This is a genomic window from Streptomyces sp. NPDC033178, from assembly GCF_055577685.1.
The window spans coordinates 19,441-43,770 of the sequence record NZ_JBVIPT010000021.1 but is presented as its reverse complement, the minus strand read 5'-3'; the positions used below and the strand labels follow the sequence as shown (position 1 = coordinate 43,770).

The window sequence follows — 24,330 nt, the reverse complement described above, 5'->3', positions numbered from 1 at the left end:
GTCCTCCGCAACCGAGGAGGACGGAGCAAGAGGCCGATGACCGAAGTATCGGTGACCAAGGACGCCGTACCCGCGGCCGACGATCTGGTCGTACTGAAGAACGTCAACAAGCACTTCGGTGCGTTGCACGTGCTGCAGGACATCGACCTGACGATCGCGCGTGGTGAGGTCGTCGTGGTCATCGGGCCCTCCGGGTCCGGAAAGTCCACCCTGTGCCGCGCCATCAACCGCCTGGAGATGATCGACTCGGGAGACATCTCGATCGACGGCAAGCCGCTGCCCGAGGAGGGCAAGGAACTGGCCCGGCTGCGGGCCGATGTCGGCATGGTCTTCCAGTCCTTCAACCTCTTCGCGCACAAGACGGTGCTCGAGAACGTGATGCTGGGCCAGCTCAAGGTCCGTAAGGCGGACAAGAAGGCCGCGGAGGAGAAGGCCCGCGGGCTGCTCGACCGGGTGGGTGTCGCCACGCAGGCGGACAAGTACCCCGCGCAGCTCTCCGGTGGCCAGCAGCAGCGTGTCGCGATCGCGCGGGCGCTGGCGATGGACCCCAAGGTCATGCTCTTCGACGAGCCGACGTCGGCTCTCGACCCGGAGATGATCAACGAGGTCCTCGAAGTCATGCAGCAGCTTGCGCGTGACGGGATGACGATGGTTGTAGTCACACACGAGATGGGTTTCGCCCGTTCGGCCGCCAACCGCGTCGTCTTCATGGCGGACGGGCGCATCGTCGAAGAGGCTGTGCCGGACCAGTTCTTCAGCAACCCCCGCAGCGACCGGGCGAAGGACTTCCTGTCGAAGATCCTGCACCACTGACGGCCTGCGTCACCCGCCACCGACGGATCGCACATCTTCACCACTCAAAGGATGTTCACCATGAAGCTCCGCAAGGTCACCGCCGCCTCGGCCGCCGTCCTCGCACTCGCCCTCACGGCCACCGCGTGCGGTTCGGACGACAAGGACAGCGACAGCGCTGACACCGGCTCCGGCGGCAGCAAGAAGATCACCATCGGCATCAAGTTCGATCAGCCCGGTATCGGCCAGAAAACGCCGCAGGGCTACGAGGGCTTCGACGTCGACGTCGCGACGTACGTCGCCAAGCAGCTCGGTTACAACGCGGACCAGATCCAGTGGAAGGAAGCGAAGAGCGCCGACCGCGAGACCATGCTCCAGCGTGGTGACGTCGACTTCATCGCCGCCTCCTACTCGATCAACGACGAGCGTGACGCGAAGGTCGACTTCGCCGGTCCGTACCTCCTGGCCCACCAGGACGTCCTCGTCCGTGCCGACGACGACTCGATCAAGTCGCCGGCGGACCTCAACGACAAGAAGCTGTGTTCGGTGGTGGGCTCGACCTCGGCGCAGAACGTCAAGGAGAAGCTCGCTCCCAAGGCGCAGCTCCAGGAGTACCCGACGTACTCGGCATGCCTCACCGGTGTGCAGAACAAGGCCATCGACGCGCTGACCACGGACGACTCGATCCTCGCCGGCTACGCATCCCAGGCGAGCTTCAAGGGCAAGTTCAAGCTCGGCGGCTTCAAGATGACCAACGAGAACTACGGCATCGGCGTCAAGAACGGCAGCGACCTCAAGGCCAAGATCAACACGGCTCTCGAGAAGATGGTCGCCGACGGTGCGTGGGAGAAGGCCGTGACGGCCAACTTCGGCCCGGCGAACTACAAGAACGAGCCCGCCCCGAAGATCGGCAACATCGTCAAGTGAAGCGGGTCCTGATGTGACAGGTGCGCCGCCCCCGGGGGCGGCGCACCTGCTCGAAAGAGCCCTCCACACACGCGGAAGCGCGGGAGATCGTGTTCGACTTTCTTGAAGGTTACGACCTGTGGGAAGCCTTCTGGACGACGGTGCAGCTCACCGTCCTCTCAGGCATCGGCTCCCTGATCTGGGGAACCCTCCTGGCCGCCATGCGTGTCGGTCCGGTGCCTCTGATGCGCGGTTTCGGGACCGCCTACGTCAACATCGTGCGGAACATCCCGCTCACCGTGATCATTCTGTTCTCCTCGCTCGGCCTCAACCAGACGCTGGGCATCAGTCTCGGTGCGGACAAGTTCGACACCATCAACTTTCGGCTCGCCGTGCTCGGCCTGATCCTGTACACCTCGGCCTTCGTGTGCGAGGCGCTGCGGTCCGGTATCAACACGGTGCCCGTCGGCCAGGCGGAGGCGGCCCGCGCCATCGGCCTGAACTTCACCCAGGTCCTGACGCTGATCGTGCTGCCGCAGGCGTTCCGCTCGGTGGTCGGCCCGCTGGCTAACGTACTCATCGCGCTGACGAAGAACACCACGGTGGCGGCCGCGATCGGTGTGGGCGAAGCGGCTCTGCTGATGAAGGAAATGATCGAGAACGAGGCACAGCTACTGCTGATCGCGGCCGTGTTCGCCGTCGGATTCATGTGCCTCACCCTGCCGACGGGCCTGATTCTCGGTTGGGTGAGCAAGAAGGTGGCGGTGAAGCGATGAGCTCGGTCCTCTACGACGCACAGGGGCCGCGTGCCAAGCGCCGGAACGTCATCTTCACGGTGCTGTTCCTGGTGGCCCTCGCCGCGGTGCTGTGGTGGGTGTTCAAGACGCTCGACGACAAGGGCCAGCTCGAGTGGGTCCTGTGGAAGCCGTTCTTCACCGGCACGGAGGCCTGGACGGTCTACATCTGGCCGGGCCTGAAGAACACGCTCATCGCAGCGGCGCTCGCGATGCTCATCGCGTTGCCGCTCGGTGCGGTTTTCGGTATCGCCCGTCTGTCCGAGCATGCCTGGGTCCGTATCCCGGCCGGCGCCGTGGTGGAGTTCTTCCGCTCCATTCCGGTCCTGATTCTGATGATCTTCGCCCTCGCGGCGTACTCCGAGTACACGGGCGTCAGCTCGGACGACCGTCCGCTGTACGCGGTCGTCACCGGCCTGGTGCTCTACAACTCCTCGGTCCTCGCGGAGATCGTCCGGGCAGGCATCCTGTCGCTGCCCAGGGGTCAGGCCGAGGCCGCGTTGGCGGTCGGTCTGCGCAAGAACCAGGTGATGCGGTTCATCCTGCTGCCGCAGGCGGTCACGGCGATGCTGCCGGCGATCGTCAGCCAGCTCGTGGTGATCGTGAAGGACACGGCGCTCGGCGGCGCGATCCTCACCTTCTCCGAGCTGCTCGCCTCGGCGAACACGATGAGCGGCTACTACGGCGCGAACACCATCGCCAGCTTCACGGTCGTGGCCGCGATCTACATCGCGATCAACTTCTCCCTCACGTCCTTCGCCAGCTGGCTGGAGGGCAGGCTGCGCCGCGGCAAGAAGTCCACCGGCGCGGTCCTCGGAGTGGACGCGGTCGACGAGCTCAGTGCCCCCGGCGACCACGTGGACGTCACCCACGAGGTCGACAAGGGTCCGTGAACGACCCTCGCAGACCGAAGAACTGACGAGATGTGAGCAACCGGAGGCAGTGGCATGATCGCCACTGCCTCCGTCACTTGACGCAAGCACCGGCAATGGGTTGCATACGTTCTGTGATCGTGCACCCCGCTCCACCTGCCACTCCCGGTAAGACCCTCGGTACACCTCTCCGGGCAGGGGGCGCCGCGTCGTGGACCCGGTGATCATCGTCGGAGCGGGGCCCGTCGGACTCACGCTCGCCCTGGCGCTGGCCCGCCAGGAGGTCCCGTCCATCGTGCTGGACGAGGGTCCCGGCAAGGACGAACAGAGGCTCGCGCGGACCGTCGTACTGCGCGAGGACACCACCGCGCTGGTCGAGCGGCTGACGGGGTTCCCGCTCGCCGAGGCCGGTTTCCGTTGGGCCGGATGGCGGTCGATGCGGCGCAAGCAGGTGATGCGGCAGATCACGTTCGGCGACGACGAGCCCGCACCGCTGCACGTCCCCCAGCACGTACTGACCGCCGCGCTCAGGGCCGCCATCGCGACCGAGCGTCTGGTCAAGGTCGCCGTGGACAGCCGCCTCGACTCGATCGAGCAGGAGACCTCGGGTGTCACGGCGCACACCCGCGAACCCAAGGGCACCTGGTGGCGCGGCAGCTACCTGATCGGCTGCGACGGACCGCGCTCGACGGTGCGCAAGCTCCAGGACATCCGCTTCCCCGGTCGCACCGCCGTGGAGCGACACGCCGTCGCCGCGCTGCGTACGGAACTTCCGTGGCCCGGCGAGGCGTTGTTGCACCGGATGCCGCCGTGGCGGACGTCGGGCCCCTCGGCCGGGGAGGTGACCGCCCGCCCGCTCGCCGACGACGTGTGGCGCCTGGACTGGCTGCTGCCGCCGGGCAAGGACCTGGTCACGCCGGATCTGCTGGTGGCGCGCGTCCGCGAGACCCTCGCGGGCTGGAGCGGGGGCACCACACCCCCGTACGAGCTGCTGGACACCGGAGTCCACACGGTGCACCACCGGCTGGCGCGCCGGTGGCGGGCCGGCCGTGTCTTCCTGGCCGGGGACGCCGCGCATCTGCTCGGTGCGCTCGGTACGCAGGGCCTCGACGACGGGCTGCGGGACGCCGACAACCTCGCGTGGAAGCTGTCCCTCGCCTGGCACCACGGCCCGCACGAGGCGCTGCTCGACAGTTACCAGGTGGAGCGGCGCGCGGTCGTCGCCGCGCGCCTGCGCGCCGCGGACCAGGCGCTGCCGATACTGCGTGCCGGAGGACTCCGCTCCGCGGTGCCCGGGTCGGCCCGCGGCCATGACTCGTTGCTCACCGACGGTCATCTGGGGCGCGGCCCGCTGGGCGCGCCGGGGGCGTACGCCGATTCGCCTCTCTCGCCTCCACGCGCCGAGTCGTCGGCCGAGGTCGGTACGGCGGTGGGCGACCAGGTTGCCGATGTACGGGTGACGGCGGAGGACGGTTCCTTCGTACGGCTGCGGGACCGGCTGGGCCACGGGGCGCTGCTGGTCCTGCTGATCGCGCCGGGGACCGGGGTGTGGGAGCGCAAGCACTGGGTGACGGCCGGGATCATGCCGCGCCTCGCGGCCGCCGTGACCGCGCTGCCGCACCACGCCGAGCTGCTGGTCGCCGAGAGCTACCCGGGTGCGGCGGCGCACACGGTGCTGCTGATCCGCCCCGACGGACACCTGGTCACGGCGTTGAGCGGGGTGCGCCCGGCGGATCTGTACGAGGCGGCGGAGGCGGCTCTGGGCGGCCCCCGGGCCACGGCGGAGGCCGCTGCGGGTACCTCCTGAGTGCGCGCTGTCCAGTCGGTGACACTGAGTTGACCGGTCCGGACCGTCATGGTGTACTCCGGATCGTGACCGACACCTGTGTGCGCCTGTGGCGGAGGGTCCATATGGACCTCGTCCGCTATGCGGGCTGCGTGTGTCGCCCGTCCTGCTGAATTCGCATCCTCTCCACCCGCGCGCGTCGCGACGTCGTTCCCGCGCGCTCCCACGCGAACGCTGAACCAGGACGGTACCCGTGTCTGTCTCCCCTTCCCTGACGCCCGCTGCCTCTGCCGCCGCTCCGGCTCACGGCCCTACGCAGGCCGAGCTGCTCGACTTCGTCCGGCGCACGGCCGGTGACGCCGAGCTGATCGCCTCTCTCCCTCTCGATCCCGAGGGCCGTACGTGGGTACGCCTCGAAGGCCCCGGCGGCAGCGAGGCCTGGCTCATCGGCTGGCCGCCCGGTACGGGCACCGGCTGGCACGACCACGCCGAGTCGGTCGGCGCCTTCCTCACGGCGTCGGGCGAGCTCAAGGAGCACTCGCTCACCGCGCGGCTGCCCACCGACGGCTGGAAGACCCTCGAACTGACCGAGGGCATCGACCGTGAACGGCGTCTGGGGGCCGGCAAGGGCCGTTCCTTCGGTCGCCACCATGTGCACGAGGTGCTCAACGAGTCCACGCAGGAGCACGCGATCTCCGTCCACGCGTACTACCCGCCGCTGCCGCGGATCCGCCGCTACAGCCGCAGCGGCCACGTCCTGCGCCTTGAGCAGGTCGAGCGCCCGGCGGACTGGCAGTGACCGCCGAAGGTCCCCTGCGAGCCGAAACCCCGGTCGGGATCGACGAGTTGCTTGAGCGGGTTCGTGAGGACCTCGACCGGGTCGAGGCCGACGCCGCCCACGAGGCCGCGCGGGCGGGCGAGGCCCTGCTGGTCGACATCCGGTACGCGGCACTGCGCGAGCGCGACGGGCTGATTCCCGGCGCCCTCGTCGTCGAGCGCAACGAACTGGAGTGGCGGCTCGACCCCCAGGGCAGCCATCGCGCTCCCGAAGCGACGAGCCACGCCCTGCGCGTCGTGATCGTCTGCAACGAGGGCTACGCATCGAGCCTCGCGGCCGCGTCCCTGCGCCAGTTGGGACTGCACCGGGCGACAGATCTGGTGGGCGGCTTCCAGGCCTGGCGTGCGGCCGGCCTGCCGGTGGCATCCCAGACCTCCGGTCAGAGCTCCGGTTGCGGCTCCGGTCAGACTTCCTGATCCCGGCGTCCGTCACAACTGTGTGCGCGGGTCGGAGCCGCGGCCCTGCCTGGACCAGGTCGGAGGCACACGCCCCTGCCCGGAGTGCGTGGCAGCGATTCCTGCCGTACACAGAGCCTCCCCCGCCGGCGTACTCCGGCGCCTACTTGGGCATATGTAGCGGTGGGGGCCCCTTCGTGTAAGGGGCCCCCACCATTGCGCACCACCCCTTACCCCCAGCCCCCTCAGGTCACTCCCTGGCCGTTGCCACCGTGACCGGCCGCGCCTTGAGGGCCACCCGGCCCGGCAGCGCGGTGCCGACGAGGGCGAGCAGTCCGGCGGCGGCGACCACCGTCACGTACACCAGGGGTGTGACGGCCGGCGCCGCGCTGCCTGTCATCCCGATGCTGAAGGCCGTGAGGACAGCGAGCGCGATGCCGCTGCCGAGGGTCGTGGCCAGGAGCAGCACCGACAGGGCCTCGATCCGCAGCATCCGCAGTACCTGGCGCCGCGTGGCACCGGCGAGGCGGAGCAATGCGAACTCCCGTACGCGCTCGGAGACCGACATGGCGAGCGTGTTGACGACCGCGATGGCGGTGAAGGCGAGAACGAGCCCCATGGCGAAGTAGTTGACCTCGGCGTTCGCCTGCAGGCGCTCGGCCTGCAACGAGTCCGCGGCGGCCGGCGAGACGACCCGGACGCCCGGGAACTTCCGGACGGCGGCCGCGAGTTCTTCCTGTGAACGGGCGGTGGAGACGAGGACGGTGGCCGCGAGCGGGTTGTCGACGTGGCGGGCGACCAGGTCGTGGGCCATGGTGAGGTCGCCGAAGCCGAGTCCCTTGGCGTAGACGGCGACGACGGTGAGGGTGGCGGGCGTGCCGTCCCCGAGGGTGAGCTTCAGCGTGCTGCCGGGCTTCAAGTGGAGCTGGTCCGCGGCGAGTTCACTGACGGCGACGGTGTTGTACGTAAGCTCGGCGAGGGAGCCCGCGGTGACGTCGGGGTCCCAGGTGCGGGTCAGGCCGGCGGGGCTGACGCCCTGTGCCGCGTACTTGTCGAGGCCGACACGGACGGTCGTCCGGACGACCTCGGTGGCGGCATCGCGGTCCGTACGCAACTGCCGTGCGGCCTGCGCCGGGACGCCGGGGCCCTCGGCGGTGAGGACCCAGTCCGCGCGGATGCCCTCGCGGGCCTGGGTGCGCGCGGCGTGTCCCAGGGTCGGCTGGACGAAGAGGACGGTGCAGGTCATACCGATGAGGAGGGTGAGCGGCGTGACAACGGAGGCCATGCGGGCGGCGTTGCCCCGCAGATTGGCGGTGGCGAGCCTGCCGCCCGGGCCGCTGAGTCGCAGCGGGGCGCCCAGGACCGCCGCGGCCGCCCTCACCAGGAGCGGGCCGAGCAGCGCGACGGCCGAGGCGAGGACGACAACGGCCAGGAACGTCACGGGAGTCGACGCCGGCTCGGTGCGCAGGATGCTGAGTACGGCGACGAGGACCGTACCTCCGGCGAGCAGCACGAGCCCCGCGAGGATGCGCCCCCAGGCGGGGCGGCCGCGCTCGGCGGCGGCCTCGGCGAGCGCCTCGGCCGGGCGAATACGGGCGATGCGGCGTGAGGAGACACGGGCGGCGGCCCAGGCACCCATGAGCGTGGCGGCGATGGCAGCGAACACCGGGAACACACTGACGGTGTGCTGAAGCGTGGCGGGCACGGCGCCCAGGGCGACGAATCTGCCGTGCAGCCAGCCGCCGAGCGGCAGCCCCGCGAGCGCTCCGGCCACTCCGGCTGCCGCGCCGACAAGCAGTGCCTCGCGGCCGAGGAGCTTGCGGATCTGTCCTGGTGTGGCGGCGATGGCGCGCAGCAGGGCGAGTTCGCGGTGCCTCTGTTGCACGGAGAGCGCGAAGGTGCCGACGACCACGAGTACGGCGACGAGCAGGGACGTGCCGCCCATCGCTCCGCCCATGCTGACGAGCTTGATCCGCGCGGCGGCCGCGTCCAGGAACTCGACGGGACCGCGCTCGTCACCCGAGCTGACCTGCGCGGTCGTGCCGCGCAGCGCCTTGGCCACGGCCGCTTTGAGGTCGGCGGTGTCGGTGCCCTTCGCCGGGACGACGCCGATCGCCGTGACCCGCCCGGGGTGCGCGGCGAGGTGCCGGGCTTCAGCGGTGGAGAAGAAGAGCGAGGTCTGGTGGCGTATCTCGTCTCCGGTGGGAGCGGCGATGCCGGTGACGCGATACGTGCGCGGGCTCCGGGTGGACTGGACGGTCAGGCGGTCGCCCGGCTTCAGCCGGGCTCGGTCGGCGAGGTAGCGGTCGACGACCAGGTCGTCCCGGGCGCGGGGCGGGGTTCCGGTGGTGAGGGTGTACGGGGTGAGGGCCGCGGAGTCCCAAGCGTGGCCGTAGGTGGTGCGACCGCCTGTGCCGGTGGGCGTCAACGGCTCGGCGAGGAAGGTCAGTTCGGGGATGACGCGATCGGCGCCGGGGACTCGGCTGAGCGTCGTGGTGAGGTTCTCGGACAACCAGGCCCGTTCGGCGATGGGCTTGGCCTTGTGTTTGGTCTTCGTCTTGCCCTTCTTGTGCTTGACGGTGGTCCGGTGGACGTTCTGGTCGGCGGAGACCACGACGGGGGTGGCGGCGTAGCGCTCGGTGCCGATGGTGCCGCGCAGTCCGGTTTCGAGGAGGGTGCCGCAGGCCGTGATGAGTGCGGCCGCGCACATCAGGGCGAGGAAGGCACCGAGGAATCCGCCTTTGCGGTGGCGGACGGTCCGCAGGGCGTAGCGAAGCATCATGAGGTCTCGGTCTCTCTTCCGTCGTCTGCGGTGTCAGGAGTGGAGCCGGGCGCCGAGTCGGGCGAGGTATCGCGGGTGGGCGCTTCTGCGGAGGCGGCCTGGGCGGGGAAGGCCAGGAACCGGGTGAGTACCGTGCGTGCGTCGGCCGGCGTGTCCGCCTCGGGGCGCTTGTAGCGGTTGAGGAGCGCGATGTACTCCTCGAAGAACTCGCGCAGTTCGGGGAGCGTCAGCCGGATCGTGCCTCGCGAGTACGGGAAGGCGTCGGCCCATGGCTCGTCGGCCGCGTCCCGCTGGAGTTGCTCGAAGAGTTCGAGGTCGGCGGCGTACGCGTGGTGGTTCAGCTCGTCCATCACGAGCCGCATCTCGGGGCTCTGGCGGCTGCGCGGCGGGAAGCGACGGTCACCGGGGACGGCTCGCCACCAACGTTCGCGGCCGTGTCCGGCGGCACCCGTCTCCTCGACGAAGCCGTAGCGCGCGAGTTCGCGCAGGTGGTAGCTGGTGGCCCCGGTGTTGAGCCCGAGCGCCCTGGCGAGCGTCGCGGATGTGGCGGGGCCGTGCACGGTGAGGTGCTGCAGCATCCACTGCCGCCGGGGCTGGGCAAGTGCCTTGAGCGCGGCGAGGTCGGAGAGCTCGACGGGGGCCGGGCGAGGGTCGGGGTCGGGAGCTGTGTGCTCGGGCTTCGCGGGATCGGGACGTGTGTGTCCCGGCTCAGCGGGGTCGGTGGCGCCGGGTTCCTGTGCCATGCGTACACAGTCGCCTGTGCACAGGGGTCTGTGCATTGCGGTCGGCCAGCGTCTTGGACCGGGGGTTAACCCCACCATCGCTCATGGCAACAGGGGCTCCCCGGAAGGGAGTTGTCACTCGTCCGGGGTCAGGGTCGAGGCTCTCCGGCGCCGGCGCGGGCTTCCGACTCCGATGTCGGCGCTGACATCGGAGCTGGCGCTGGCGTCGGCGCTGACATCGGTGCTGGCGCTGGTGTCGGAAGCACGCGCTCCGCCCAGCTGGCCTCCGCCCTGCCCCGCTCCACCCGTCCCGGCCCCGGACGCGATGGGCGCCCCCGCGCGTCCACCGTGCCCGGGGCCCGGAACAGGTCGGCCCGGAGGCAACCTCACGCCTCCTCAAGGGCCTGTCTCAGAAGCCCTCGCCGTCATCGAGGAACTCCGTGTCCTCGCCTTCTTCCTCCAACGCCTGCCGGACCACTCTGAGGGCCATGCCTTCGGAGTAGCCCTTGCGGGCGAGCATGCTCGCGAGGCGTCGTATCCGCTTGTCGCGGTCGAGGCCGCGTGTGGAGCGCAGCCTGCGGGCGACGAGCTCGCGTGCGGTCGTCTCCTCCTGCTCGGAGTCGAGCTGTCCGACGGCCTCGTCGATCAGTGCGGAGTCCACGCCCTTGGTCCGCAGCTCCCGGGCGAGCGCCCGCCGGGCCAGGCCCCGGCCGTGATGCCGTGACTCCACCCAGGCGTCCGCGAAGGCACTGTCGTTGATCAGCCCGACCTCTTCGAAGCGGGAGAGCACCTCGTCCGCCACGTCGTCCGGGATCTCGCGCTTGCGCAACGCGTCCGCGAGTTGTTTCCGCGTGCGCGGGGTCCCGGTGAGCAGGCGCAGGCAGATGCCCCGCGCCCGCTCAGCCGGGTCCCCTGGGGGCTCCCCCTTCTCGGCCCTCGACGAGGAAGAGGGGCCTCCGTCCTGTGGGTCGCCGCCTGCAGTCGATTCGCCGAAACCACGCCGCCGACCGCGGCCACGTCCACCACGGCCGCCACCGCGCGGGGCTCCAGCATCCCGCTCCCCCGTGCCCTGCGGCCCGTCGCCCCCGTACGACCAGCCATCGTCACCGCGCCGGCCGGAGCCGCGACGCGATCCGCCGCTCGGCGTGGTGTCACCGTCCCGCGGATCGTCGCCGCGGTACGGACCGTCATCGCGGCGCGGACCGTCATCGCGGCGCGGACCGTCGTCCGGCCGCCCGTCCCCCTCCGGATCGCCGTACGCGGCCTCGGCGTCCCAGGCCCCGAGACCGTACGGCCCGTCAACGTCGTACGCCCTGTCGCTGTCTCCGGCCGTGCCGCTGCCACCCCCGCGCCTCTTCCCTTCGGAGGCTGCGGGGTGGACGTACTCGGCCCAGTCGGTTCGCCGTGTCACGGACTAGCTCTTGGCCGCCGCGGCCTTGGGCTTGACGGCCTTGGCGGCGGGAGCGGGAACCGTCTTCGCGGCCTCGTCCGACGCTGCCGACACCGCCGCGTCCGCGCCCGGCTCGGCGGTGGGCTTCTCCGGCTTCACACCGACGCCCAGCTTCTCCAGGATCTTCTTCTCGATCTCGTTGGCGAGGTCGGGGTTGTCCTTGAGGAAGTTGCGCGCGTTCTCCTTGCCCTGGCCGAGCTGGTCGCCCTCGTACGTGTACCAGGCGCCGGCCTTGCGGACGAAGCCGTTCTCCACGCCCATGTCGATCAAGCCGCCCTCGCGGCTGATGCCCTGCCCGTAGAGGATGTCGAACTCGGCCTGCTTGAAGGGCGGGGCGACCTTGTTCTTGACGACCTTGACGCGGGTGCGGTTGCCGACCGCGTCCGTGCCGTCCTTCAGCGTCTCGATACGGCGGATGTCGAGCCGCACCGAGGCGTAGAACTTGAGCGCCCGGCCACCGGTCGTGGTCTCCGGGGAGCCGAACATCACGCCAATCTTCTCGCGCAGCTGGTTGATGAAGATCGCGGTGGTCTGGGACTGGCTCAGCGCGCCGGTGATCTTGCGGAGCGCCTGACTCATCAGCCGGGCCTGGAGACCCACGTGTGAGTCGCCCATCTCGCCCTCGATCTCCGCGCGCGGGACGAGGGCTGCGACGGAGTCGATGACGATGAGGTCGAGGGCGCCGGATCGCACCAGCATGTCCACGATCTCCAGAGCCTGCTCGCCGTTGTCCGGCTGCGACAGGATCAGGTTGTCGATGTCGACGCCGAGCTTCTTCGCGTACTCGGGGTCGAGGGCGTGCTCCGCGTCGACGAAGGCCACCTGGCCGCCGGCCTTCTGCGCGTTCGCCACCGCGTGCAGGGTCAGGGTCGTCTTGCCGGAGGACTCCGGGCCGTACACCTCGACCACTCGGCCGCGCGGCAGACCGCCGACGCCGAGGGCGACATCGAGTGCGGTCGACCCGGTGGGGATGACCTCGATGGGCTCGTTCGGCCGCTCGCCGAGGCGCATCACCGCGCCCTTCCCGAATTGCCGTTCAATCTGTGCGAGTGCGGTGTCGAGCGCCTTCTCGCGGTCAGTGCCTGCTGCCATTGGTTCCACCCGATTTGCTTGTGTCGATCGCTTCACGTCAAAGACGCTAACGCCTGCCACTGACAATGCGCCCCGACGCCCGTCCGGCCTGTGGATAACTCGGGCGCTTCTCCACCAAAATCCCCGTCGACGTCCTGTCTCGGGCTTCGCCGGAGCCTCCATCAGAATGGATGTTCGATTTTGGTGTCAAGCGCACCACGCGCTTCGACGGGAGCGTGTCGCGGGCCGTATCTCCCGGCTGTTTCCAGGGTCGTACGGGCGCCGCGCCGGTGCGCTAGGAGGCGTCGCGGGGTTCTTCGTCCTCCGCCGGCCGCGCCTCCCGGGGCCCCTTCAGCGCGCGTCGTATGCGTGCGAGGAGAGTGCTCGTGCCCCGCTCGCGGCGCCCGTGGACCCGGGGGTCGTCCGTGACGTCGTACCGCTTCACGTAGGCCCCCAGGAAGGCCTGCAGCGTGGCGACCGCCGGGATGGCGATCAGCGCGCCGACGGCGCCGAGGAGTGCAGTGCCCGCGATGACCGACCCGAAGGCGACCGCCGGGTGGATGTCCACGGTCTTCGCGGTCAGCTTGGGCTGCAGCACGTAGTTCTCGAACTGCTGGTAGACCACGACGAAGAGCAGCACCCACAGCGCGTACCAGGGGTCGACCGTGAAGGCGATCAGCATCGGCAGGGAGCCCGCGAGGTACGTACCGATGGTGGGGATGAACTGGGAGACCAGACCCACCCAGACGGCGAGCACGGGCGCGTAGTTCACGCCGAGGGACTCCAGCAGGATGTAGTGCGCGACGCCGGAGATCAGGGCCATCAGCCCGCGCGAGTACAGATAGCCGCCGGTCTTGTTGACGGCGATCTCCCACGCGCGCAGCACCTCGGCCTGCCGGGCGGGCGGCAGTACGGAACACAGGGCGCGCCGCAGCCGCGGGCCGTCGGCGGCGAAGTAGAAGGCGAACAGTGTGATCGTCAGGAGCTGGAAGAGTCCGCCCAGCACTTGTGTGGACACGTCCAGGACACCGCTCGCGCTGTTCTGCACGTACTTCCGCAGCCAGTCGGAGCGCAGCAGGCCCTCCTGGATGTCGACGCGGCTGAGCTCCGTGTGGAAGGTCGTGTTGATCCAGCTGATCACCGAGTCGACGTACTTCGGGAAGTCCTCGACCATGTCGATGATCTGTCCCGCGAGCATCGAGCCGAGCAGCGTGACGAAGCCCGCGCTGGCGATCATCACGAAGAGGAACACGATCCCGGTGGCCAGGCCCCTGCGCATGCCGTACGAGGCCATCCAGCTCACCGCGGGCTCGATGGCGAGGGCCAGGAAGAACGCGATCAGGATGTTGATCAGCAGCCCGGTCAGCTCGTGGAAGGCCCAGCTGCCCAGCTGGAAACAGGCGATGAGAGTGAGGGCGAGCACCATGGCGCGCGGCAGCCAGCGCGGCATGCGGGCACCCGTCCCGGCCGCGCTCCCGGCCGGGGGCCTGGGGGGTGTCGTGCCGAGCGGGGATGCCTGCTGACCGACGTGCGCGGTCTCATCTGTCGATGCCACGGACCAAGTCTCGCCCACACCTCCGACAATCGACCCCTGGCCCCGGATCTTCGGGTCCCGTCAGCGGTTTTCGTAGGGAACGTTCACCGCTGTACACACCGCGCGCCACACGTCCTTCGCCTCCCAGCCCGCGTCCAGCGCCTGCCGCACCGTGCGTCCGCCGAGTTCCGACATCACGTGGTCGCGCGCGAAGGTATCGGCGTACCCCGCTCCGAAGTGATCCGCCATTCGCTGCCAGAAGACCGTCAACCGCATGACTCCAGTATCCCGCCCCTGAGAGTGGGCCCGAGCCGGGAGCGCTTGCCGAGAACGCTTTCCGTCCTACGGTCTGACTCATGGCCGAAACAGGAGCATCCCCACTCCCCCCGACGCCCCCGGCGCACACCCCCCTCGCCCGCGCCGAGCGCTTCGTCTGGCTCACCGCGCGCGTGCTGGAGCAGCGCCGTTTCGCGTACCACTTCCTGGGCGGCGGCGCCGACGCGGTCGAGACCGCGCTGTCCGCCTACCGCAACGAGGACGACGGGTACGGTCACGCACTGGAACCCGGTCTGCGCGGCCCGGTCAGCCAGCCCCTGCACACCGGGCACGCGCTGCGCGTCCTGGACTCGATCGGGCGCTGTGACGGGCAGCGGGTGGAGCGCATGTGCCGCTATCTGACCTCCGTGTCGACGCAGGACGGCGCACTGCCGACGATCCATCCCAGCCAGCGCGGCTATCCGGCGGCGCCCTTCCTGCCGATCGTCGACGACCCGCCCAGCGAACTTCTCGCCACCGGCCCCGTGGTGGGCCTGTTGCACCGCAACGAGGTCTGGCACGCCTGGCTGTTCAGGGCCACCGACTTCTGCTGGCAGGCGGTGGACTCCCTGGACAAGTCGCATCCGTACGAGATCGAGGCGGCCGTGGCCTTCCTGGACTCGGCGCCCGACCGCCCGCGCGCGGAGGCGGCCGCCGACCGGCTCGGCCGCCTGGTGCGCGAGCACCGGCTCGCGGCGCTGGACCCGGCACGTCTTGACGCATTCCCCGTGGCCCCCGGTTACGCGCCCGGAGAGCACCTCTTCCCGTACGACTACGCGAAGACCCCGGGCTCACTCGCGCGCGCGTGGTTCACCGACGCCGAGATGACGGGCTCCCTGGAGTTCCTGGTGAGCCGGCAGCAGGAGGACGGCGGCTGGCCGATCCGCCGGCGCCAGTGGGCACCGAGTGCGGCCCTGGAGGCACGCCCGATCGTGACGATCGAGGCCCTGCGCACCCTGCGGGCCCATGGACTGTCCGTCGGATGACGCCGTCGCCCGTCCGCTCGCCGTCCTGGCCAAGCCGATCACCGGTCGTGAGGTGCCGCTTCCGATCGTCGGCAGGGCCTTGATCAGGGGGCACACGCACGCGTGCCCCCTCCTCAGCCCAGATCACCTCGGCCCGGCCCCTCCTCAGCCGGTCATCGCCCGCACCCCCGCCGTGACGAGCACGGCCGCGGCGACGACCAGCAGGAACGGGGCACGCAACACCAGCGCCACGGCGGCCGCGGCAAGCCCCGCCGCCTTCGCGTCCAGCACCAGGACGCGTCCGTCGGCGAAGGTCTGCTGGGCCGTGAGGGCGGCCAGGAGGGCGACGGGCAACAGTGCGGCGAGCCGCTGGACGAGCGGCCGCTCCAGCAGGCCCGCAGGAATCAGCAGCCCGATGAGCTTGACGGCATAGCAACCGACGGCGGTGAGGCCGATGGCGATCCAGATGTTCAACGCCCCTCCCCCACGGTGTCGTCGTCTTCGTCCGGCCCGGTACGCGTCCGGCGGCGCCCTTCCGCCCACAGGACGGCCGGGGCGGCGAGCGCGGCCACCAGGACGGGGACACCGGCAGGCAGGACAGGCAACAGCCCGAGCCCGAGGACGACCGCGAGTCCCGCGACAACCCGCTCCATGGTGGTCTTGATCATGGGCGCGAGCAGCGCCAGAAAGACGGCGGGCCCGGCCGCGTCCAGGCCCCAGGCGTCGGTGTCGCCGATGGCGTCGGCGCCGAGCGCGCCGAGCAGCGTGGTGAGGTTCCACAACACGTAGAGGGTGAGCCCGGTGACGGTGAAGCCGATCCGTACGCTGCGCCGCGTGGGCTGGGCGAGGGCCACGGCCGTGGTCTCGTCGATGACCCACTGGGCGGCGAAAGGCCGCACCGCGCGCGGGAGGGCCAGCAACTGCGACAGCCGCAGCCCGTAGAAGGCGTTGCGCACCCCCAGGAAGAACGCGCCCGCCGCGGCCGTGAACGGGTTGCCCCCGCCGGCCAGCGCACCCACCAGGGCGAACTGGGAGGCGCCGGTGAACACCAGAAGACTCAGTGCGCAGGTCTGCAGCAGCGTGAGCCCGCTGCCCACCGAGGTCACTCCGAAGGCGAAACCGGACAGTCCGACGGCAACCCCGACTCCGAGGGCGTCCCGTACGACGGCGGCGTCGGGTTTTCCGCCGTCTTCACTGCGTATGTCTGCGAGAGCTGCATGTTCTGCCACGCCCCGGACGGTACGAGAATCTGCCGCCGCGATTCTTGTACGTTCTTGCGCTCGCGCTGGTACGCGCCCGGCGGCACGCCCACGATCCGCGTGAAGTGCCGATTGAGGTGCGGCTGGTCCGTGAACCCCACCGCGACGGCCGCCTCCGCGGGCGCGACACCCGAGTCCAGCAACCGACGCGCGCGCCGTACCCGGACGTCGGTCAGCCACGCGTGCGGGGGCATCCCATAGGCGTCCCGAAAAGCGCGCAACAGCGCGAAGGGACTGGTCCCCAGATCGGCGGCGAGCCGCTCCAGGGTGGGCGGCTCCACGATCTGTTCCTCGAGAACGGCACGCGCGCGTGCCGCCACCCTGGCTCCCGCGGTCCGCAGGACCCGCTCCGGCAGTGGCCCTCCGTTCACCCGCAGCAGCCGGGTCACAGCAACGCGCAACAACGTGTCGGCTGCCAGCGCGTTGCCCTCCTCGGCGGCCCGCAACACCTGATGGACCAGCGTCACGGCGTACGGATCATCGAGAACCGGGCTCACGAACCCCGGAGTACCACGAAGAGCGGTGGTCTCAGCAGCGATCTCCGCAACCAGCTCCGGCGACGGATAGACGGCCCCGTACCGCCAGCCCTCGGGCACTCCTGCCCGCCCCGTGTGCGACGTATCGGGGTTGACCAGCGCCAGCGAACCGACCCCCACGTACTGATCCGCCCCGCCGTGACGGAAGACCTCGACACCATCGGTGATTGCGGCGATGACGAAGTTCTCATGCGTATGCCGGACAAAGGTCTTCTGCACATACCGAGCCCGCAGCAGATCGACACCGGGCAGCTCCGCATACTGCCAGTGCCGAGCCCGCTCCTTCCCCGCTCCAGCCATGCCCCCAGTCTCCGCCATCGGGGCAAACACGGGACGGGCACATCCCACGCCCCGCAGCCGCCGGCCCCGACTCACAGCGACAGCGGCCGCGCAACCCACCGGCTCGCAGCCAACCCCTCGCCACCAACCCCTCACAACCGATCCCTCCGCAGGTCAGCCCCGATGTCAGTGGCCGGGTGCAGGATGGACGCATGGTCAGCTCCGCACACCGAGCCCTGGACGGCTTCTCACCAGCGACCCGTGCCTGGTTCACGGGTGCCTTCGACGCGCCCACCGCGGCCCAGGCCGGAGCGTGGCGAGCCATCGGCGAGGGCTCGGACGTGCTGGTCGTGGCCCCCACCGGCTCGGGCAAGACCCTGGCCGCGTTCCTCGCCGCCCTGGACCAGCTGGCCTCGACCCCACCCCCCGCCGACCCGAAGAAGCGCTGCCGGGTCCTGTACGTGTCACCGCTGAAGGCCCTGGCGGTCGACGTGGAGCGAAACCTGCGCAGCCCGCTGACCGGCATCCGGCAGGAGGCGGTGCGCCTGGGCCTGCCCGAGCCCGAGGTGAAGGTCGGCATCCGCTCCGGCGACACCCCGCCCGCCGAGCGACGCGCACTGTCCACCCGCCCGCCCGACATCCTGATCACGACCCCGGAGTCGCTGTTCCTGATGCTCACGTCGGCCACGCGCGACGCGCTGACAGGCATCGAGACGGTGATCCTGGACGAGGTGCACGCGGTCGCGGGCACGAAACGCGGCGCCCACCTCGCCCTCACCCTGGAGCGCCTGGACGAACTGCTCCCGAAGCAGGCCCGCCGCATCGGCCTCTCCGCCACCGTCCGCCCGGTGGACGAGGTCGCCCGCTACCTCTCCCCCCACCGCAGGGTCGAGATCGTCCAGCCCCCGTCCGGCAAGGAATTCGACCTCTCCGTGGTCGTGCCCGTCGAGGACCTGGGCGAGCTCGGCGGCTCCCCCGTCGCGGACTCCGACACGGGAGCCGAGCGCCCTTCGATCTGGCCGCACGTCGAGGAGAGGATCGCCGACCTGGTCCAGTCCCACCGCTCGACGATCGTCTTCGCCAACTCACGCCGTCTGGCGGAGCGCCTCTGCAACCGGCTCAACGAGATCGCGTACGAGAGGGCGACGGGCGAGCCCCTGGAGGAGCACCACGCGCCGGCCGAGCTGATGGGGGGCTCGGGGGCGGCCCAAGGTGCCCCGCCGGTCATCGCCCGCGCCCACCACGGCTCGGTCTCCAAGGAGCAGCGCGCCCTCGTCGAGGAGGACCTGAAGGCGGGCCGCCTGCCCGCGGTGGTCGCAACGTCCAGCCTGGAGCTCGGCATCGACATGGGCGCGGTGGACCTCGTCGTCCAGGTCGAGTCACCCCCGTCCGTGGCGTCCGGCCTCCAGCGCGTGGGCCGTGCGGGCCACCAGGTCGGGGCGGTCTCCACAGGCGTGGTCTTCCCCAAGTACCGGGGCGACCTCGTACAGGCCGCCGTGGTCACCGAGCGGATGCGCACCGGCTCCATCGAGTCCCTCCGCATCCCCACCAACCCCCTGGACGTGCTGGCCCAGCAGCTCGTCGCCATGACCGCGCTCGACACCTGGCAGGTCGACGACCTGCTCACCACGGTCCGCCGCGCGGCCCCCTTCGCGTCACTTCCGGAGTCGGCGTTCACGGCGGTGCTCGACATGCTCGCGGGCCGCTACCCCTCCGACGCCTTCGCCGAGTTGCGGCCGCGTGTGGTGTGGGACCGCGTCGCCGGTACGGTCACGGGCCGCCCCGGCGCCCAGCGCCTCGCCGTCACCTCCGGCGGCACCATCCCCGACCGCGGCCTCTTCGGGGTCTTCCTCGCCGGCGCCGACCCCAAGAAGGGCGGCGGCCGGGTCGGCGAGCTCGACGAGGAGATGGTCTACGAGTCCCGGGTGGGAGACGTCTTCACGCTCGGCACCAGCTCCTGGCGCATCGAGGACATCACGCGCGACCGCGTCCTGGTGTCCCCCGCCCCCGGTGTGCCGGGCAGACTGCCGTTCTGGAAGGGCGACCAGCTCGGGCGTCCGCTCGAACTGGGCCGCGCGGTGGGCGCCTTCCTGCGCGAGGTCGGATCACTGCCCAAGGACGACGCCCGCCTACGCCTCCTCGCGGCGGGCCTGGATGCCTGGGCCGCCGAAAACATCCTGTCCTACCTGGCCGAACAGCGCGAGGCCTGCGGCCACATCCCGGATGACCGCACCATCGTCGTCGAGCGCTTCCGTGACGAGCTGGGCGACTGGCGGGTCGTCGTGCACTCGCCCTTCGGCGCCCAGGTCCACGCCCCGTGGGCCCTCGCGCTGGGCGCCCGCCTCTCCGAGCGGTACGGCATGGACGCCCAGGTCATGCACGCCGACGACGGCATCGTCCTGCGCCTCCCGGACGCCGACCTGATGGGCCTGGACCTGCTCGACCAGGAACCCACCAAGCTGGGCACGGAGTACGACTCGGAGCAGGCCCCCGTGGGCGCGGCGGACGTCGCGTTCGACAAGGGAGAGGTCAACCAGATCGTCACCGACCAGGTCGGCGGCTCCGCCCTGTTCGCGTCCCGCTTCCGCGAATGCGCCGCCCGCGCCCTGCTCCTGCCGCGCCGCAGCCCCGGCAAGCGCACCCCCCTGTGGCAGCAGCGCCAACGCGCCGCCCAACTACTCCAGGTGGCCAGCGAGTACGGCTCCTTCCCCATCGTTCTGGAAGCGGTTCGCGAATGCCTCCAGGACGTCTTCGACGTACCGGGCCTCACGGAACTGATGGGTGACCTGGAGTCCCGCAAGGTGCGGCTCGTCGAGGTCACGACACAGGAGCCGTCACCCTTCGCCCGGTCACTGCTGTTCGGCTATGTCGCCCAGTTCCTGTACGAGGGAGACTCCCCGCTCGCCGAGCGGCGTGCCGCGGCCCTGTCGCTGGACTCGCGTCTGCTCGCCGAGCTCCTCGGCCAGGCGGAGCTGCGCGAGCTCCTGGACGCCGACGTCCTGACGGAGCTGGAGAGCGAGCTCCAGTGGCTCACGGAAGACCGCCGCGCCAAGGACACCGAAAGCGTCGCGGACCTCCTGCGGATGCTCGGCCCGCTCACCGACGCCGAACTGGCCGAGCGCGGCGCCGAACCGGAGTGGGCCCGGGACCTGGCTTCGGCCCGCCGCGCCATCCGGGTCCGGATCGGCGGGGCAGACCACTGGGCGGCGATCGAGGACGCGGGCCGGCTGCGTGACGCGCTCGGCACGGCGCTGCCGGTCGGCGTCCCGGAGGCCTTCACCGAACCGGTCAAGGACCCGCTCGGCGACCTCCTCGCCCGGTACGCGCGCACGCACGGCCCGTTCACCTCGACCACGGCGGCGGCCCGCTTCGGCCTGGGTCCGGCCGTGACCGAAGGGGCACTGCAGAGGCTCGCCGCGGCCGGTCGCGTCGTCCAAGGGGAGTTCCACCCGGCGGGGATCGGTCAGGAGTGGTGCGACGCGACGGTGCTGCGCCGGCTGCGGCGCCGTTCGCTGGCCGCGCTGCGCCATGAGCTGGAGCCGGTGCCGCCCGCCGCGCTCGCACAGTTCCTGCCGCAGTGGCAGCACCTCGGCAGCGGACACGGCCTGCGCGGCATCGACGGACTCGTGCGCGCCATCGAGCAGTTGCAGGGCGCTTCGGTGCCCGCGTCTGCACTGGAGAAGCTCGTCCTGCCGTCCCGCGTCGCGCACTACGCCCCCGCCATGCTCGACGAGCTGACCGCCGCAGGAGAGGTCGTCTGGGCCGGGGCGGGCGCGCTCCCCGGCAAGGACGGCTGGGTGTCCGTCTACCTGGCGGACACCGCTCCCCTCCTCCTGCCACCCCCGCATCCCCTGGAGCTGACCGCGCTCCACCAGTCCGTCCTGGACGCCCTCTCCGGGGGCTACGGCCTCTTCTTCCGCCAGATCACCGACCAGATCCGTGCCACCACACACCCCGATGCCACCGATCCCCAACTCGCCGACGCCATCTGGGACCTGGCCTGGTCGGGCCGTCTGACGAACGACACACTCGGCCCGATGCGCTCCCTCCTCGGCTCGGGCCGCACCGCCGGTTCCACCGCGCACCGCGCGAAACGGACGGTGCCCCGCGGACGGTACGGAAGCCTGACGGCCGCCGCACGCCCCCAGTCCCGGACGGGCCCGCCGACCGTCGCGGGCCGCTGGTCACTGCTCCCCGGTCTCGAGCCCGACGCCACGGTCCGCGCACATGCCCTGGCCCGGACCCTGCTCGACCGGCACGGCGTGGTCACCCGGGGCGCGGTCGCCGCGGAGGGCGTGGAGGGCGGCTTCTCCGCCGTCTACCGCATCCTGTCCGCCTTCGAGGAGAGCGGCCAGGCCCGCCGCGGCTATGTGGTGGAGGGACTCGGCGCCGCCCAGTTCGCGATGGACGGCGCGGTGGACCGGCTGCGCGCGGCGGCCAACGCCCGCGAGCGGGGCGAAGCCCTGCCGGAGCCCGGATTCCCGGGCATGCCCCTGCCCGGCGGCCGCCCGGGCGCACGCACACCGGGTCCCACCGACGGCCCCACCGAACACCCGGCCCCCTTCGACGACATGGGCGACACGGGCTTCCCCGCCTCCGACGCACTCCGGTCGGACAACGACCCGTACTCCTTGCGCGACGGTTCCGGACCGCCCTTCCCCGGTGCCCCGACGCCCGACTCCGACCACCGATATCCGCCCCGCTTCGCCGACACCCCCCGTACGGCCCCGCAGGCCTTCCCCGGAGGCCCCGCCTCCCGTACGCGCGCGGGCAACGGCAACCGCGCCATCGTGCTCGCCGCCGCGGACCCCGCGAACGCCTACGGCGCGGCCCTCCCCTGGCCAGAACCCCCCACCGGCGCCGGTCACAAGCCGGGCCGCAAGGCGGGCTCCCTGGTCGTGCTGGTGGACGGCGAGCTGACCCTCTACATGGAGCGCGGCGGCAAAACGCTCCTGGCCTGGCCGTCCACCCTTGACGGCTCGCCCTCCGACAGTTCACCCCCCGACGACTCTGCGCTCCACGACCCACGCCTGCGCACAGCCGCCGAGGCACTCGCCGCGGCCGCCCGCGCGGGATCCCTCGGCACGGTCACGGTGGAGCGGGTCAACGGCGCCTCCGCACTGACATCCCCCTTCGGCACCCTCCTGGAAGGAGCCGGTTTCCACGCGACCCCACGAGGGCTGCGCCTCCGCGCGTAGAGCAGCCCGCGGCGTAGAGCCGCCCGCCCAACGCCCACCCGTCGCCACCGGTCCTGTCCCCACCCGCTCCCCTCGCTGCCCGCCCGGCCCCCTCCTCGGCCTTCCCCGCCACACAAGACACACCGCCCGCCCCGTGCCACCCTGGACCCCATGCCCGAAGGAGACACCGTCTGGCAGACCGCCCGGCGCCTGCACACCGCGCTCGCGGGCCACGTACTCACCCGCTCCGACCTCAGGGTGCCCAAGTACGCCACGGCCGACCTCACCGGACGCACGGTCCTGGACGTCACTCCGCGCGGAAAGCACCTGCTCACCCGCATCGAGGGCGGCCTGACCCTGCACTCGCATCTTCGGATGGACGGCTCCTGGAAGGTGTACGCCCCGGGCGAGCGCTGGAGCGGCGGCCCGGGCCACCAGATCCGGGTGATCCTCGGCACCGCCGACCGCACGGCCGTGGGCTACCGGCTCCCCGTACTGGATCTGCTCCGCACCACCGACGAGGAACGAGCCGTCGGCCACCTCGGCCCCGACCTCCTGGGCCCGGACTGGGACCCCGGCAAGGCCCTGGCGAACCTCCTGCGCGACCCGGCCCGCCCCCTCGGTGAGGCCCTCCTCGACCAGCGCAACCTCGCCGGCATCGGCAACATCTACAAGAGCGAGCTCTGCTTCCTGCTCCGCGCGACCCCCTGGCTCCCCATCGGCGCCCTCCCCGCCGAACACGCCGCCCGTCTGCCCGCCCTCGCCAGGAAGCTCCTCGAAGCCAACCGCGACCGCCCGGCCCGCAGCACCACAGGCCGCCACGACCAGAACCTGTACGTCTACGGCCGCGCACCCCGCCCCTGTCTGCGCTGCCGCACGTCGATCCGCACCGCGAACCAGGGCGACGGCTCCAGAGAGCGCCCCACGTACTGGTGCCCGACCTGCCAGCCGGGCCCGTCCCCGCACCCCTGACCAATGGCCGGCCCCACCGCGTACAACCCGCCACGCACGACCAATTGACGACCCGTCAGAAACCCTCGTACGGTCCCTTCATGTCCGTCACGGCGTACGACCTCACCGGACGCACCGCTTTCGTCACCGGCGCGGCAAGCGGTATCGGCCGCGCCAGTGCCGTGCTGCTCGCGGAGGCGGGTGCCACCGTCCACTGCGCGGACCGCGACGCCCAGGGTCTGGACGAGACAGCGGCCCTCATCAAGGACACGGGTGGTACCGCACACCCGCACCCCCTCGACGTCACCGACCGCGCCCAGCTCAAGGAGGCGGTCGCGGCCTGTGAGCGCCTGGACGTCATGGCCGCGGTCGCCGGGATCATGCACAGCAGCCCGGTCCTGGAGACCCGGGACGAGGACCTCGACCGTGTACTCGGCGTCAACTTCAAGGGTGTCCTGTACGCCTGCCAGGAGGCGGCCCTCACGATGATCGCGTCAGGCACGCGCGGCAGCATCGTCACGATGGCGTCCGGAGCCGTCGACACCGGCGGACCGGGCCTGCTCTGCTACGGAGCGGCGAAGGCAGCCGTCGTCCAGCTGACGAAGACCCTGGCGACGGAGATGGGCCCGCACGGCATCCGCGTCAACGCGGTGGCGCCGGGCTGGATCCGTACGCCCATGACGGACCGCCACGACGGCGAGGCCCAGGTGCGGACCGAGGGGTTCATGGCCCGGATGTCACCACTGGGCCGGGTCGGTGAGCCGGAGGACATCGCTCACGCGGTCCTGCATCTCGCCTCCGACGCCTCGTCGTTCACAACGGGCCAGATCCTCCGTCCCAACGGGGGCGTGGCAATGCCCTGGTAGCGAGGCACCGACGCACGCCCCGCACCCACCCGCCGCCCTC

At 71.1% G+C, this 24,330-nt stretch carries 21 protein-coding genes; 12 read left to right on the top strand and 9 right to left on the bottom strand.

All coding sequences use genetic code 11. From position 1 onward, the window contains the following. The first annotated feature begins 36 nt into the window (after positions 1-36). From ACZ5VQ_RS39725 to ACZ5VQ_RS39690, 8 genes are all read left to right on the top strand, one after another. Positions 37-813, top strand: a complete 777-nt coding sequence (locus tag ACZ5VQ_RS39725) for an amino acid ABC transporter ATP-binding protein (protein WP_143638069.1) — start codon at positions 37-39, stop codon at positions 811-813. Positions 814-873: 60 nt separating this feature from the next. Continuing rightward, positions 874-1,719, top strand: coding sequence for a glutamate ABC transporter substrate-binding protein (locus ACZ5VQ_RS39720; RefSeq protein WP_469109262.1), 846 nt, complete (start codon positions 874-876; stop codon positions 1,717-1,719). Between the two features lie 89 nt (positions 1,720-1,808). Next, on the top strand, positions 1,809-2,474 hold the full coding sequence (locus tag ACZ5VQ_RS39715; RefSeq protein ID WP_359943436.1) for an amino acid ABC transporter permease: 666 nt from the start codon (positions 1,809-1,811) through the stop codon (positions 2,472-2,474). Further along, entirely contained in the window at positions 2,471-3,385 is a 915-nt protein-coding gene (locus tag ACZ5VQ_RS39710) for an amino acid ABC transporter permease (RefSeq protein WP_362079262.1), read from the top strand. Before ACZ5VQ_RS39715 ends, ACZ5VQ_RS39710 begins: the two co-directional genes overlap by 4 nt. Positions 3,386-3,575: 190 nt before the next feature. Next, positions 3,576-5,171, top strand: a complete 1,596-nt coding sequence (locus ACZ5VQ_RS39705) for an FAD-dependent monooxygenase (RefSeq protein WP_469109261.1) — start codon at positions 3,576-3,578, stop codon at positions 5,169-5,171. Positions 5,172-5,236: 65 nt separating this feature from the next. Then, positions 5,237-5,323 (top strand): putative leader peptide, encoded by an 87-nt coding sequence (locus ACZ5VQ_RS39700; RefSeq protein ID WP_313960178.1) that lies wholly within the window; start codon positions 5,237-5,239, stop codon positions 5,321-5,323. 80 nt (positions 5,324-5,403) lie between these two features. Beyond that, entirely contained in the window at positions 5,404-5,949 is a 546-nt protein-coding gene (locus tag ACZ5VQ_RS39695; protein ID WP_469109260.1) for a cupin domain-containing protein, read from the top strand. Continuing rightward, positions 5,946-6,404 (top strand): rhodanese-like domain-containing protein, encoded by a 459-nt coding sequence (locus ACZ5VQ_RS39690; RefSeq protein WP_469109259.1) that lies wholly within the window; start codon positions 5,946-5,948, stop codon positions 6,402-6,404. The genes ACZ5VQ_RS39695 and ACZ5VQ_RS39690 overlap by 4 nt, the downstream gene beginning before the upstream one ends. A gap of 229 nt (positions 6,405-6,633) precedes the next feature. On the opposite strand, the gene ACZ5VQ_RS39685 is transcribed toward ACZ5VQ_RS39690, so the two are convergent. From ACZ5VQ_RS39685 to ACZ5VQ_RS39660, 6 genes are all read right to left on the bottom strand, one after another. Then, positions 6,634-9,165, bottom strand: coding sequence for an ABC transporter permease (locus ACZ5VQ_RS39685; RefSeq protein WP_469109258.1), 2,532 nt, complete (start codon positions 9,163-9,165; stop codon positions 6,634-6,636). Continuing rightward, entirely contained in the window at positions 9,162-9,908 is a 747-nt protein-coding gene (locus ACZ5VQ_RS39680) for a helix-turn-helix domain-containing protein (protein ID WP_469109257.1), read from the bottom strand. The genes ACZ5VQ_RS39685 and ACZ5VQ_RS39680 overlap by 4 nt, the downstream gene beginning before the upstream one ends. A 388-nt stretch (positions 9,909-10,296) precedes the next feature. Next, positions 10,297-11,298 carry a recombination regulator RecX gene (gene recX, locus ACZ5VQ_RS39675; protein ID WP_469109256.1) on the bottom strand — a complete coding sequence of 334 codons (1,002 nt, stop codon included), beginning with the start codon at positions 11,296-11,298 and terminating at the stop codon, positions 10,297-10,299. Positions 11,299-11,301: 3 nt separating this feature from the next. Further along, entirely contained in the window at positions 11,302-12,429 is a 1,128-nt protein-coding gene (recA, locus tag ACZ5VQ_RS39670) for a recombinase RecA (RefSeq protein WP_362079241.1), read from the bottom strand. 274 nt (positions 12,430-12,703) lie between these two features. Then, entirely contained in the window at positions 12,704-13,963 is a 1,260-nt protein-coding gene (locus tag ACZ5VQ_RS39665; protein ID WP_469109255.1) for an AI-2E family transporter, read from the bottom strand. Positions 13,964-14,023: 60 nt separating this feature from the next. After that, the gene (locus ACZ5VQ_RS39660) at positions 14,024-14,218 is read right to left on the bottom strand and encodes a DUF3046 domain-containing protein (RefSeq protein WP_055618504.1); all 195 of its coding nucleotides are present in this window, start codon (positions 14,216-14,218) and stop codon (positions 14,024-14,026) included. A gap of 80 nt (positions 14,219-14,298) precedes the next feature. Between ACZ5VQ_RS39660 and ACZ5VQ_RS39655 the strand changes: the two genes are divergently transcribed. Further along, the gene (locus tag ACZ5VQ_RS39655) at positions 14,299-15,243 is read left to right on the top strand and encodes a hypothetical protein (RefSeq protein WP_469109254.1); all 945 of its coding nucleotides are present in this window, start codon (positions 14,299-14,301) and stop codon (positions 15,241-15,243) included. A 144-nt stretch (positions 15,244-15,387) separates the two neighbouring features. Here the strand turns inward: ACZ5VQ_RS39655 and ACZ5VQ_RS39650 are convergent, their stop codons facing one another. The 3 genes from ACZ5VQ_RS39650 to ACZ5VQ_RS39640 are packed head-to-tail and all read right to left on the bottom strand — an operon-like array spanning position 15,388 to position 17,317. Further along, the gene (locus tag ACZ5VQ_RS39650) at positions 15,388-15,696 is read right to left on the bottom strand and encodes an AzlD domain-containing protein (RefSeq protein WP_359715782.1); all 309 of its coding nucleotides are present in this window, start codon (positions 15,694-15,696) and stop codon (positions 15,388-15,390) included. After that, positions 15,693-16,424 (bottom strand): AzlC family ABC transporter permease, encoded by a 732-nt coding sequence (locus tag ACZ5VQ_RS39645; RefSeq protein WP_469109349.1) that lies wholly within the window; start codon positions 16,422-16,424, stop codon positions 15,693-15,695. The genes ACZ5VQ_RS39650 and ACZ5VQ_RS39645 overlap by 4 nt, the downstream gene beginning before the upstream one ends. Then, the gene (locus ACZ5VQ_RS39640; protein WP_469109253.1) at positions 16,325-17,317 is read right to left on the bottom strand and encodes an AraC family transcriptional regulator; all 993 of its coding nucleotides are present in this window, start codon (positions 17,315-17,317) and stop codon (positions 16,325-16,327) included. Before ACZ5VQ_RS39640 ends, ACZ5VQ_RS39645 begins: the two co-directional genes overlap by 100 nt. Before the next feature lie 191 nt (positions 17,318-17,508). Here ACZ5VQ_RS39640 and ACZ5VQ_RS39635 point away from each other — a divergent pair, with 191 nt between their 5' ends. The 3 genes from ACZ5VQ_RS39635 (at position 17,509) to ACZ5VQ_RS39625 (ending at position 24,290) form a co-directional block, all read left to right on the top strand. Next, positions 17,509-22,494, top strand: coding sequence for an ATP-dependent helicase (locus tag ACZ5VQ_RS39635; protein ID WP_469109252.1), 4,986 nt, complete (start codon positions 17,509-17,511; stop codon positions 22,492-22,494). Positions 22,495-22,644: 150 nt separating this feature from the next. Next, complete coding sequence (locus tag ACZ5VQ_RS39630) at positions 22,645-23,445, top strand: Fpg/Nei family DNA glycosylase (RefSeq protein WP_469109251.1); 801 nt, start codon at positions 22,645-22,647, stop codon at positions 23,443-23,445. Positions 23,446-23,525: 80 nt separating this feature from the next. Then, positions 23,526-24,290, top strand: a complete 765-nt coding sequence (locus ACZ5VQ_RS39625) for an SDR family NAD(P)-dependent oxidoreductase (protein ID WP_469109250.1) — start codon at positions 23,526-23,528, stop codon at positions 24,288-24,290. The last annotated feature ends 40 nt before the right edge of the window (positions 24,291-24,330 follow it).